General features: G+C 41.4%; 11 protein-coding genes. All 11 read right to left on the bottom strand.

The window, feature by feature from the left end:
• Positions 1-6: 6 nt before the first annotated feature.
• The gene (gene pknB, locus LK416_03790; GenBank protein ID UEA75314.1) at positions 7-2,226 is read right to left on the bottom strand and encodes a Stk1 family PASTA domain-containing Ser/Thr kinase; all 2,220 of its coding nucleotides are present in this window, start codon (positions 2,224-2,226) and stop codon (positions 7-9) included.
• Positions 2,227-2,240: 14 nt separating this feature from the next.
• Entirely contained in the window at positions 2,241-2,963 is a 723-nt protein-coding gene (locus tag LK416_03785) for a Stp1/IreP family PP2C-type Ser/Thr phosphatase (GenBank protein ID UEA75313.1), read from the bottom strand.
• A 14-nt stretch (positions 2,964-2,977) separates the two neighbouring features.
• Complete coding sequence (gene rlmN, locus LK416_03780) at positions 2,978-4,042, bottom strand: 23S rRNA (adenine(2503)-C(2))-methyltransferase RlmN (GenBank protein UEA75312.1); 1,065 nt, start codon at positions 4,040-4,042, stop codon at positions 2,978-2,980.
• A gap of 70 nt (positions 4,043-4,112) precedes the next feature.
• Positions 4,113-5,462, bottom strand: coding sequence for a 16S rRNA (cytosine(967)-C(5))-methyltransferase RsmB (rsmB, locus tag LK416_03775; GenBank protein ID UEA75311.1), 1,350 nt, complete (start codon positions 5,460-5,462; stop codon positions 4,113-4,115).
• Positions 5,455-6,408 (bottom strand): methionyl-tRNA formyltransferase, encoded by a 954-nt coding sequence (gene fmt, locus LK416_03770; protein ID UEA75310.1) that lies wholly within the window; start codon positions 6,406-6,408, stop codon positions 5,455-5,457. The genes rsmB and fmt overlap by 8 nt, the downstream gene beginning before the upstream one ends.
• Before the next feature lie 40 nt (positions 6,409-6,448).
• On the bottom strand, positions 6,449-6,910 hold the full coding sequence (gene def / locus LK416_03765) for a peptide deformylase (protein UEA75309.1): 462 nt from the start codon (positions 6,908-6,910) through the stop codon (positions 6,449-6,451).
• A gap of 14 nt (positions 6,911-6,924) precedes the next feature.
• The gene (gene priA, locus LK416_03760) at positions 6,925-9,177 is read right to left on the bottom strand and encodes a primosomal protein N' (protein UEA75308.1); all 2,253 of its coding nucleotides are present in this window, start codon (positions 9,175-9,177) and stop codon (positions 6,925-6,927) included.
• Positions 9,134-10,633 (bottom strand): UDP-N-acetylmuramoyl-L-alanyl-D-glutamate--2,6-diaminopimelate ligase, encoded by a 1,500-nt coding sequence (locus tag LK416_03755; GenBank protein UEA75307.1) that lies wholly within the window; start codon positions 10,631-10,633, stop codon positions 9,134-9,136. The genes priA and LK416_03755 overlap by 44 nt, the downstream gene beginning before the upstream one ends.
• A 64-nt stretch (positions 10,634-10,697) precedes the next feature.
• Positions 10,698-10,940, bottom strand: a complete 243-nt coding sequence (rpoZ, locus tag LK416_03750; protein UEA75306.1) for a DNA-directed RNA polymerase subunit omega — start codon at positions 10,938-10,940, stop codon at positions 10,698-10,700.
• 32 nt (positions 10,941-10,972) lie between these two features.
• A complete protein-coding gene (gene gmk, locus LK416_03745; GenBank protein ID UEA75305.1) occupies positions 10,973-11,593 on the bottom strand; it encodes a guanylate kinase in 621 nt (206 codons plus the stop codon).
• 5 nt (positions 11,594-11,598) lie between these two features.
• Positions 11,599-12,477, bottom strand: a complete 879-nt coding sequence (locus tag LK416_03740) for a YicC family protein (GenBank protein UEA75304.1) — start codon at positions 12,475-12,477, stop codon at positions 11,599-11,601.
• Positions 12,478-12,503: the final 26 nt, after the last annotated feature.

The raw sequence follows: 12,503 nt of genomic DNA, 5'->3' as shown, positions 1-12,503 counted from the left end.
TCTCTCCTATTCCTTTGAGAATGACGCAGACAGACCACTGGTATTAAAGCTCGATGTTACATCTATTCCATCTGAATCCGTAATTGTTACTGCAAATGTACCGGAGTTCTGCGATAAGCCACCGATAGGATCTGCAGATCCTATATCCAGAGGGAACGAATCCTCTCCTGCAGCTCCGGAATACAACTTATAGGTTGCGTCACCAACCGTATAGGTAACATTGACTGTCACATTTCCAAAGGTTGCAAAATCGAATCCGGAATTTGTTATACTTCCTGTAAATTTAACAGAATATGTTACTTTTTCAGGTCCATCACTGATCACATAACCAACTGTTGAACCTTTTTCTACAGACGAGCCGGCTGAAACATCCTGACTGATAACCTGACCTTTCTTAACCTCATCACTGTTTGCATGCGATACTTTACCGCTTAATCCTGCCTTTTCCAACAATTCGGCTGCCTTGCTTTCAGATTTACCAACCAGATTCGGGACCTCAACTTCCTCAACCTCTTTACCATTACTTATTATGATCTTAACTGTTGAACCGGATTTCTGCATCGTTTTTCCTTCCGGTGACTGACTGATAACCTTATTCTTCTCTACCGTATCATCATATTCATAACCATGAGTAACAACAAATCCGGCTTCCGTAAGAAGTGTAGTTGCCTGATCATCCGAATAACCTGTTACATTAGGTACTTCGACATCTTCTTTTCCCTCTGATACCGTAATAACAATTTTCTCATCAGCAGGAATCGCTGTTCCTTCATCTACACTCTGACTGATAACATAACCTTCTTCTACCTTATCATCCGTTGCCGTCTCAATTGTATATGCAGTAAATCCTGCTTTCTTTAATTCTTCTTCTGCAGCCGTCTTATAAAGACCTACTACATTGACCATAGGAATCGTCGCCTTATCCGAAGTATCCTCATCTGTAGATCCATCTTCGGTGGAATCTCCTGAATTTTCTTCTGAACTGTTTTCCGTCTTTTTATTATTTCCGGAGAATATTCCTCCAAGTCCACCGGGGCTTGTAATCTTAAGAATCAGGATTGCAACAAGAATCGCAATGATAATCACAACTGCTACACTGGATATCATAATGATCTTCTTAAGCTTCGGATCCAATTCCTCGATCTCATTATCATCATCGTCCTCCGGAGCCATCCCCTCATCACCATATGAATCATCATCGTCATCATCGTCAAACAGATTATCAAATTTGGATGGCGGAATGATCGGAGTAATATCCGGACGTTCCACTACACTTGACGGAGTTTCCTCAACAACAGGTGCTTCATTCATCTGTCTGCCCTCTTTGATCGCTTTCATCTCATCCGATGTGATCTCTACCGTCGGTGAATTTGGTACAACCGGTGGAACTACAACACAATCTATGTCAGGATTTGCCTGTACACGTTTCAAATCTGCAATCAATGCGCTTGCAGTCAAATATCTGCGTTCTGCTTTCTTCTGTGTGCATTTTAAAATTATCTTTTCCAAACTGGTTGGAATATCCGGATAATATTCTCTAGGAGAAACCATCTCTCCCTGTATATGCATAAGAGCGACTGCAACATTATTCTCGCCTTCAAACGGTACATGTCCCGTAACCATCTCATACATGGTGATACCAAGAGAATATATATCGCTTCTCTCATCACTGAATCCGCCTCTTGCCTGCTCCGGAGAGATATAATGTACACTTCCCATTGCATTCGCTGTCATTGTATTTGATGAAGCAGCTCTTGCAATACCAAAATCTGTAACCTTGATTCCGCCATTTTTCGATACAATAATATTCTGCGGCTTAATATCTCGGTGGATCGTATGGTTCTGATGAGCTACCTCCAGGCCTTGGGCTATCTGAATAGAAAAATCAATTGCCTGCTCAGGCAGCAATCTGCCTTTTTTCTGAATATATTCTTTTAAAGTAATGCCCTCTACAAGTTCCATTACTATATAATAGATACCATTATCCTCTCCGACATCATATACGTTTACGATATTCGGATGAGAAAGTCCGGCTGCGGACTGTGCTTCAATTCTAAACTTTGTAACAAAATTTACATCAGAACTAAATTCCGGTTTTAATACTTTAATTGCAACATATCTGTTCAGTACATGACATTTTGCCTTATAGACTTCTGACATACCGCCTGTACCGATCAATTCTATTATCTCATAACGATTACTGAGTATCATTCCTGGATTTAACATGCTTACACCTCTCACTATTTTACAGCTACCACTACGGATATATTATCTCTACCACCATAGTAATTCGCTCTGTCTATCAACTTTTCAACCGCTGCTGTTATATCCCCGCTGCTCTCCAACACGATTTCTTTTATCTCATCATCCTCAAGCATATTAGAAAGACCATCTGAGCAAAGAAGGATTCCATCCCCCTGTTTCATCTCTAATTCAAAAAAGTCTGTCATAATCTTGTCAGATATTCCAAGTGCTCTAGTAATAATGTTCTTTTCCGGATGGTTACGTCCTTTATTTCGATCAAGCTGACCGGAACGGATCAGCTCTTCAACCAGTGAATGATCCATCGTTACCTGCCGTATCTCATCATCTATGAAATACAATCTGCTGTCACCGATATTTGCTACATATAATATATCATCCTCACATACAGCAGCTACAAGGGTCGTTCCCATTCCCTTCCAATCCTCATTTTCCTTTGCCATTTTATATATCTTGTCATTGGCATACAGAATCGCTCTTTTTAGAACGGATACCGAGTTATTTATTGCACTCTCTTTTATATATTCAGTTACACATTCTATCGCAGTCTTTGATGCAACATCTCCTGCCTTATGACCACCCATTCCGTCTGCCACTATATAAAGATTGGGTAATGGTCCGATCGGCTCATCTGTAAAGAAAATGCTGTCCTGATTCTGAACTCTTTTCTTACCGATGTCGGTTCTTCCATCAGATCTCATTTGCTGCCTCCCGTCTAAAAAGTATCTTTTGCTTCTTCATATTTTCTCCGAAGCTGACCACAGGCAGCGTCAATATCTCTGCCCATACTCCTTCTTATTGTAACATTTATATCTTTCTTTTCAAGTATATATTTGAATTTTTCAACAGAATCATTGAGAGATCGACAATACTTTCTCTCCTTTATCGGATTTACCGGAATCAGATTCACATGTCCGTGCATATTCTTAAGAAGCTCAGCAAGCTTATATGCATGTTCCGGTGTATCATTTTCATCTTTCACCAGTGAATACTCGAAAGTAACCCTTCTTCCTGTTTTTTCAAAATAATACCGACATACATCCATCAATTCTGCAATTGAATACTTATTTGCGATTGGAAGAAGTTTTCTTCTGTCTTCATCAGTCGGACTGTGAAGGGATAATGCAAATGTAATAGAAAGGCCTTCATCTGCCAGTCTTTTTATCTGCGGAACCAATCCACAGCTTGAAACCGTGATATTTCTCTGACTGATGTTCTTACCCTGCTCATCATTGATAATGCGAATGAATCGGATAAGATTGTCATAATTATCAAGTGGTTCCCCTGTTCCCATTACAACGATATTCGATACACGTTCACCCGTGATCCGTTCGATCGCATAGATCTGATCGAGCATCTCAGACGCCTCCAGATTACGGATCAAGCCACCGATCGTAGATGCACAGAATCTACATCCCATACGGCATCCGACCTGAGAAGATATACAGACAGAGTTGCCATGCTTATATCTCATTAATACGCTTTCCAACACATTTCCATCCTGTAAACGAAACAGAAATTTATTTGTGCCATCCTGTTTTGACACCAGTCTGGTCACTTCTTCCACACCATACATGTGCTGCTTTTTGATTTCTTCAATTAATTTTTTCGGAACATTGGTCATATCTTCCGCATGTGCTATACCTTTGGCATGAACCCATTCAAATATCTGTTTTGCTCGAAACGCCGGCTGTCCTACTGATTTTACCCAGACCGCAAGTTCATCAAACATCATGGAACGGATATCCAGTTTCTTTATATCTTCTATCTCTGTAAACATACTCTTTTCTTCCTGAATCATGTACTGATAACACGAGAAGCTCAACTCCTCTGTGTCATTCTGTCATCTATTATTTTTTTCTTCGTAATCGCGAAATAAAGAATCCATCACAATGATCAATTCCCTGCAAAAGCGTGATATATCCTTTTTCTCCACGTTCTTTCAACTTCTCCGGCAGATATGGTGCAAGACTTTCCAGATAATACTCCTCGTGCCTTTTTAAAAATATCTCTACATTTTCTTCATTCTCTGTCCGATCAATTGTACAGGTGGAAAAAATTAACGTTCCACCCGGTTTTACATAAGACGCACAGGCATCCAGAATATTCTTCTGTATCTCGGCAAGTTCACTTATCGAGTCTGCCGTCACATGATATTTGATATCATTTTTTCGTGCCATAACACCCAGTCCGGAGCATGGAAGATCCGCAAGAACGACATCTGCTTTTTCTATCATTTTCGGATCAGTTTCCATTGCATTCCATACCTTAGTTGTCACATTATGAATCTCTAATCGGCCCAGATTTTCTTCCAACTTATCGATCTTTTCTTCTGAAATATCCCTCGCATACACATGTCCCTGCTCTCCGGTGCGTTCTGCCGCATACATGGTCTTTCCTCCCGGAGCCGCACAGACATCAAGGATCACATTTCCCGGTCTGATTCCTGCTGCAAGCACCTGCAAACTGGAACTCTCATCCTGAACCGTAAACAGGCCTTCATGAAATCCCGGAACCATACGAATATAATCATATCCCGAAATAATAAGAGAGGTCGGATTATAATATCCTTTTTCTACCTTTATGCCCTTTTCAATCAAATTATTCCGAAATTCCTCAAGTGTTGTATGCATAGTATTCACACGAACCGTCGTTCCGCGATTTGTTTCACCCGCCTGCAGAATCTGTTCTAACTGTTCTGCACTGTAATCATTTAACAGGAATTTTACCAGTTCCTCCGGAATCGAATATTTAACAGACAGATACGCTTCTAGACCATCCTCTTTTTTCGGAAAGATGATAGCTGCTTTATTTCTGCACACGTTTCGAAGGACACCGTTCATATAGCCTTTTAATGTCCGAAATCCTCTTTTAGCAGTCAGGTTCACATATTCATTACAGGCTGCCTCATCCGGAACAGAATCCATATAAAAGATCTCATAAGCAGCCATCCGTAAAATACAGCGGATGACCGGTTTACATTTTTTTACTTTTACTTTTGAAAATTGATTAAGAATATAATCCAATCTGATTTTCTGCTCTGTTACACCTTCTGTCAACCGACCGATGTAAGCCCTCTCTTTTTTATTCATAAACTGGTTTGCCCGGAGTGCTTCCCCTAATGCTTCACCGGCAAATCTGTCATTTTTTTCAATATCCAGCAGAATATCCAGAACTATCTCTCTTGAAGTTTTACTCATATACCATCTGACCTGTCTTAAGTTTATTTCCTGCAAGAAATGCTGCACAATCCATCGGTTTCTTGCCTTCCGGTTGAAGCTTTCTTATCGTTAATGCTCCACTTCCACATGCAACCGTAAAGTTTTTCTTCGTCACATGAACGATCATCCCCGGTACGATCTTTGTTCCATCCTCTAATGTCTCCTCTGTCTGTTCACATACAGAAGCCTCATAGATACGTACCGTCTTCTGATTCATTTTCATATAAGCAACCGGCCATGGCTGCAATCCTCTGATCAATCGTTCCAGTGAAGCTGCATCTTTCGTAAAATCAAGCTCACCCTGCTCTTTCTTTAACATGGATGCATAGCAGCTTAAGGAATCATCCTGCGGGGTTCGTACTGCTGTATGATCCGCAAGCTTTGTAAGCGTAGACAGGATCAACGCTGCACCTGCATCAGCAAGTTTATCATGAAGTGTAACACCGGTATCTGTATCTGTGATCGGAACAACCGTCTTCTCGATCATATCTCCGGTATCAAGTCCTTTTGCCATATACATCGTTGTGACACCGGATTCCGTCTCACCATTGATAATAGCCCATTCAATCGGAGCGGCTCCCCTGTATTTGGGAAGCAGGGACGCATGGATATTAATGCAGCCATACTTTGGAATATTCAAGATTGATTCCGGCAATATCTGACCATAGGCCGCAACAACGATAGCATCCGGCTGATAGTCCCTGATAATCTGAACATTTTCTTCTTCCCTGAGTTTTACCGGCTGATAGACAGGTATATCAAGAGAAAGAGCCTTTTCCTTAACAGGTGTCGGCTGAAGTGTCTTGCCCCTTCCTTTTGGCTTGTCCGGCTGTGTAAAACATGCAAGGACATTATGTCCTGCATCTACGATCGTCTGTAATGGTTTTACTGCAAATTCAGGGGTTCCCATATATATAATATTCATACGACTGTCTCTGCCTCCTTATTATTATCTGCTTACTTTTCTATTCTGTCTCGTATAAACCATCTTCTACTTTATCTTTATATAAGATACCCTCCAGATGGTCTGTCTCATGGCAGATTGCCCGTGCCAGAAGGCCTTCACCTGTTACCGTGATCTCATTCATATCACGATCCAGTGCTTTACAGACAACATGCATCGGCCTTGTCACCTGTCCAACCTTTCCCGGAAGGCTCAGACACCCCTCGTCTCCGGTCTGCTCACCGGACGTCTCTATAATCTCAGGATTAATAAGCGTCAATGGATGCTCATCTCCGATATCAATTACAACGATCCTCTTTACAATTCCAACCTGTGGCGCTGCAAGTCCGACACCATTCGCCTCGTACATGGTATCAAACATATCATCGATCAACTGGGATAACCGTGGTGTCATCTCCGTAACAGGCTTACATTTCTTTCTTAAAACGCTGTCGCCATCGATTCTTATCTTTCTTGTTGCCATTTTTCATTCTCTCCTTAATACATATTTAATGGATTAAAGTCAAATTGCAGACTAAAATCCTGAAGTTCTTTTTTCTCTGATACATATATTTCAATCTGGTCTTTTAAAGCCACCAGCTCATTATACCGATAATTCTTAATATAGACAACCCTTCTGTAAATATCTCGTATCTTTGCTATTACAGGTGCCGATGGCCCGATTATTCTCATATCCCGGTCATTTTCTGAACAGCTTCTGATATTTGAACAGATATCTTCCGCCATTTGATCCAGAAAAGTCTCGTCGGAACATACCATCAATACCACCATCATATTCCATTCCGGCGGATATTTCATAAGTCCACGGTACGCTTCTTCTTCCTTATAAAAATCCAAATAATTCTGAGCTGCTGCTGCCTTTATCGCATAATGCTCCGGCTTATAAGTCTGGATCACGACTTTACCCGGCTGTGTCCCTCTCCCGGCTCTTCCGGCCGCCTGTGTGATCAGATCAAAGGTACGTTCTCCTGCCCGGTAATCATTCTGGAATAAAGTAAGATCTGCAAGAATGATTCCAACCAGAGTTACATTCGAAAAATCATGTCCCTTTACGATCATCTGAGTTCCAACCAATATATCCGCTTCTCCGTTTCCAAACTTCTCTAAGATCTGTTCATGTGCATCCTTCGCTGCCGTTGTATCCTTATCCATACGAAGGACTCTCGCCTGAGGAAATAACCGCTGAACCTCCTCCTCAAGCTTCTGGGTTCCTGTTCCGTATCCACCGATCAGCCCGGAATGACAGGACGGACATACTTTTGGCTGAGGCATCTGGAATCCACAATAATGACAGATCATCCGGTTATTTTCATGCCTGGTCAGGCTGACATCACAGTGCGGACATTTAAGTGCCTCACCACAGTTTCTGCATGAAACGAAGCTGTTATATCCTCTTTTATTGATAAATAACATTACCTGCTGCCTGCGGGCAAGCCGATCCGCGATATCATCTGCAAGCTCCCTGCTTATGATAGATCGGTTTCCTGCTTTTAATTCCTTTCTCAGGTCAACGATCGATGTCTTTGCGAGCTGTCCGCTTCCCGCACGTTCATGCAGTTCAAGCAAACGATATGTCCCGTTAAGTGCCCTGTGATAACTCTCAACGGACGGAGTTGCCGAACCGAGAAGCACGCTTGCATGTTCGAGCTCTGCACGTTTTACTGCAGTCTCCCTCGCATGATATTTGGGTGGGTAATCACTCTTATAACTTGTCTCATGTTCTTCATCTATAATAATGATCCCCAGATTCTGAAATGGGGCAAATAATGCAGAACGCGGGCCTATCACGACATCTACATCTCCATTTTTCGCGCGCATAAACTGATCATATTTTTCTCCGTCACTTAGCCTGGAATTAATGATAGTCACCCGGTCACCAAAATAATTTCTAAAATAGCGGACTGTCTGATAGGTAAGGGCAATTTCCGGAATCAGTATGATCGCCTGTTTTCCCATCTCAATTGTCTTTTTTACAATTTTAACATAGACTTCCGTTTTCCCACTTCCGGTAATTCCATGTAGCAGATATGTTTTCTGTCTTCCCTGTTCCATATCACCAGTCACTTCATCTACAACTGCCTGCTGTTCATTATTTAAAGTGATCTGAAAATTCTCTTTATAATCATAAACACCTGCTGTCCGATACCGTTCTTTACTGATTACAGTAATTACACCGTCCTGCTGCATCGTTTTAAGTGTAGCCGGTGATATATTCCATTTCTGCTTCACGACATCCATCGAAAGATATCGTTCCGGCGTTTCTTCTAACGCCTGTAACAGACGCAGTTTTGCCTGTGCATGTTTTCTATGATATTGCTCCCTGATATCTGCCAGATGCTCTGTATCCATATTCTCCGCAAGCACCACGACCTGATCTACTAATTGTCGAATTGTTTTTTTTACCGGCATTACCGTACGGATCGCATTGATCATTGTAGATCCATAATTCTCACGAATCCATGCCGCAAGCGCAAGCAACCGCCCTTCCACAGGCACGGAACGATCACAGAGTTCTGAAATCTCCTTAATCCGATCCGGCTGATACTCTGTCTGATCTGAAAATCCGATCACATATCCGGTTCGAAGATGATTTCCCCTGCCAAATGGGATCTTAACCATACTGCCAAGCCGGATATCTTCCCTCAGGCCATCCGGTATTCTGTATTGAAATGGACGATCAATAGCTTCATGCGAAATATCGATTATTATATCCGCATATCTTGGTAACATCTTCTTCCTCCAGTACCTCTCTGATCAGGTCTCTCTCATCCATATGATGCTTTACGCCCTTGATCTCCTGATAGTCTTCATGTCCTTTCCCGGCAAGCACGATCACATCTCCCGGTTCAGCATTCATGATCGCATACCGGATTGCTTCCTTCCGGTCAATAATCTCTACATACTTTCCTGTAGTTTTATTGATTCCTGTCTTTATATCATTAATGATATCCTGTGGTTCTTCAAATCTTGGGTTATCGGAAGTAATGATCGTAAGATCTGCCATATTACCAGACACTTCACCCATCTCATATCTTCTCTCTTTTGAACGGTTACCACCGCAGCCAAACAGACTGACCAGTCTTTTCGGCTTATACTCTCTTAATGTCTCCAGAATGCTCATCAGGCTTACTGCATTATGGGCGTAGTCGATCATGATCGTAAATTTGTCCGATATCGGGATCAGTTCTACCCTTCCCTTTACCTTGATCGTTTTCAGGATCTCTTGTATCTTGTCAAATGGAACACCCATCAGATCTGCAACTGCAATAGCTGCCAGGGAATTATAGATACTGAAATTACCCGGAAGATTGACCAGCACATCTCCATCTAACTTTCCTGACAAATGATAACCGATACCGAGATGACCATCTTTATTATACAGATTATGGTTATTTGCCTTATAATCATAATCGCCATTAATTCCATATGTTACAATCTTACAGGTTGCATGTTCTGTCATTGTATCTACATGTGGATCATCTGCATTAAAAATGCCAATTTTACACATTGTGAATAATTTGCTTTTCCACATCGCATATTCTTCAAATGTCTTATGTTCATTTGGTCCGATATGATCTCTGGAAAGATTTGAAAAGATTCCATAATCAAAATCAACCCCGGCCACACGGTCAAGCATCAGCCCCTGTGAAGACACCTCCATAACAACACTGTCTAATCCGTTGTCAACCATATCCTTTAATTTCTTATGCACGATCATGGATTCCGGTGTTGTATTATTTGCTGCCGTAACATTATTGCCGTCAATAATCTCTATCGTTCCGATCAGACCGGTCTTATGTCCTGCACTCATTAGCATCTCGCGAATCATATATGTCGTTGTTGTCTTACCCTTTGTTCCTGTGATACCGATCACTGTCAGCTTGGATGAGGGATTTCCGTAGAAATTGCTGCTGACGATTCCCATTGCATATCTCGTACTGTCTACCTTTACGATCAGTACTCCCGGAACCGGCTCTACATCCTTCTGAACGACCAGGCAGACTGCTCCCTTATCAATTACATTCTTTACATAAGCATGTCCATCAAAGTTTGCCCCGACAATACAGAAGAACAGCCCCTGTTCCCCTACTTTTCTGGAATCATTATAAATCTCTTTTATCTCAACATCTTCGTCTCCGCAGATTACTGAATACTGTAATCCTTTTAACAATTCTCTTGCTTTCATATGCCGCTCTCCTTTTTATAAAAGAAAAAGGCTGCGCAAAACTGCAACAACCTCTTTTTTCTGATTAGTTCTCTTCTTCGTCATCGCCAACAATCTTTACTTTGCCGCTGTAAAGCTCATCAACTGCTATTGATAAAGGCTTATTGCTTGCTGTATTTACAAGTGGCTCCTGTCCTGCGATTATCTCTCTTGCACGCTTAGCGGTTGCAAGCACGATAGAATATCTACTCTGAACTACCGGATGTTCTCCCGGTTCAACCTCTGAATTAACAACTGCCATTAAGTCTGTGTATGATGGATGTAACATAATATTATATCCCCTTTCTGAATTTATTTTTCTTACCAGATGCCTTTCAGGTCATCCCTTATTTCTTTTATATATGCCTTATTATTCGATGTTCTGCATGCATATCCTACAATTACTGAATTCACCGTCTGTATGCACTCCTCCAGATCATCATTGATAACAATGTAGTCATATTTATCCATGTCTGCTGATTCTTCTGTTGCCTTCTTTAAACGCTTCAGTATCACATCTTCTGCTTCTGTACCTCTTCCACGCAATCTGTCGCGCAGACTGTCTATGCTTGGCGCGCTGATAAAAATCAGCAATGCATCCGGGTACTGTTCTTTAATCTTCATAGCACCCATAACTTCTATCTCAAGAATAATGTTCTTACCCTGATCCAGACTTTCTTCTACAAACTTTCTCGGTGTTCCATAATAATTCTCAACATACTGTGTCCACTCGATAAATCCACCGTAATCGATCAGATTTTCAAACTCACTCTTGTCCATAAAGAAATATTCTCTTCCATGTTCTTCACCGGCACGTGGACTTCTTGTTGTTGCTGATATAGATAATTCATATCCGTAATCAGATACCAGTCTTTTTACGACCGTTCCTTTTCCAACTCCCGAAAAACCCGAAATTACAATTAACGAACCTCTGTTTCCCATCTTTTTTACTCCAAATTCTGTATCTGTTCTCTGACTTTTTCGATATCTGTTTTTAATTCGATCGCCCGGTTCGATACATCAAGAGAATTCGCCTTGGAAAGGATCGTATTCGCCTCTCTGTTCATCTCCTGTGCAATAAAATCGAGCTTTCTTCCGACACTTCCGCCTGCCTCCAGTATCTTTCTGGTGCTGTCAATGTGGCTCTTTAATCGAACCGTTTCCTCATCTACACATATCTTGTCCGCATATATAACTACCTCAGTCGCAATACGATTCTCATCAATAACTGAACTGTCAACCAGTTCTGAAATCTTATCGATCAGCTTCTGTCTGTATGCTGTTATTAGCTCCGGAGAAACTTCTTCGATATAATCAACTGCAGCCGTCATATTATCAAGCTTCTCCAACAGATTAACCTTCAGGTTCTCACCTTCCACCATTCTTGACTTCACAAACTTATCAGCCGCCTCGTCAAGTGCACCCTGTATCAGGCTCCATAACTCATCTTCATCTACTGTCTGCTCTTCCAGAACAAAAATCTCCGGAAGTCTGCATATAACCGATGGACTGATATCATTTGTAAGATTGAAATCTGCTGCCATCTGATTCATATAGCCAACATATTCCTCTGCCAGCTCCTTATTATATTTTACTGAGACATTTGTCTCGGTCAGATCTTCATAAGTGATAAAGACATCTACCTTACCACGTTCTATATACTTCTTTAAATATGCTCTTATAGTTGTTTCAAAAAAACTCAATTTCTTTGGTGTTTTTACATTGATCTCGCAAAACCTGTGATTAACAGCCTTAATCTCCACAACTATCTTACGGGCTCCGGAAACAACTTCGCTTCTTCCAAAGCCTGTCATACTCTTAATCATAAAATCACATTCTCCTTAAAACAATG

Source organism: Lachnospiraceae bacterium GAM79 (assembly GCA_020735665.1).
Taxonomy (GTDB): domain Bacteria; phylum Bacillota; class Clostridia; order Lachnospirales; family Lachnospiraceae; genus Coprococcus.
The sequence above is the reverse complement of the archived record's forward strand: the minus strand, read 5'-3'. Positions and strand labels throughout refer to the sequence as shown.

Excerpts from the sequence above, each read along its gene's own strand:
- pknB (UEA75314.1), bottom strand. The coding sequence starts at position 2,226 with ATGTTAAATCCAGGAATGATACTCAGTAATCGTTATGAGATAATAGAA.
- LK416_03785 (UEA75313.1), bottom strand. The coding sequence starts at position 2,963 with ATGAGATCTGATGGAAGAACCGACATCGGTAAGAAAAGAGTTCAGAAT.
- rlmN (UEA75312.1), bottom strand. The coding sequence starts at position 4,042 with ATGTTTACAGAGATAGAAGATATAAAGAAACTGGATATCCGTTCCATG.
- rsmB (UEA75311.1), bottom strand. The coding sequence starts at position 5,462 with ATGAGTAAAACTTCAAGAGAGATAGTTCTGGATATTCTGCTGGATATT.
- fmt (UEA75310.1), bottom strand. The coding sequence starts at position 6,408 with ATGAATATTATATATATGGGAACCCCTGAATTTGCAGTAAAACCATTA.
- def (UEA75309.1), bottom strand. The coding sequence starts at position 6,910 with ATGGCAACAAGAAAGATAAGAATCGATGGCGACAGCGTTTTAAGAAAG.
- priA (UEA75308.1), bottom strand. The coding sequence starts at position 9,177 with ATGTTACCAAGATATGCGGATATAATAATCGATATTTCGCATGAAGCT.
- LK416_03755 (UEA75307.1), bottom strand. The coding sequence starts at position 10,633 with ATGAAAGCAAGAGAATTGTTAAAAGGATTACAGTATTCAGTAATCTGC.
- rpoZ (UEA75306.1), bottom strand. The coding sequence starts at position 10,940 with ATGTTACATCCATCATACACAGACTTAATGGCAGTTGTTAATTCAGAG.
- gmk (UEA75305.1), bottom strand. The coding sequence starts at position 11,593 with ATGGGAAACAGAGGTTCGTTAATTGTAATTTCGGGTTTTTCGGGAGTT.
- LK416_03740 (UEA75304.1), bottom strand. The coding sequence starts at position 12,477 with ATGATTAAGAGTATGACAGGCTTTGGAAGAAGCGAAGTTGTTTCCGGA.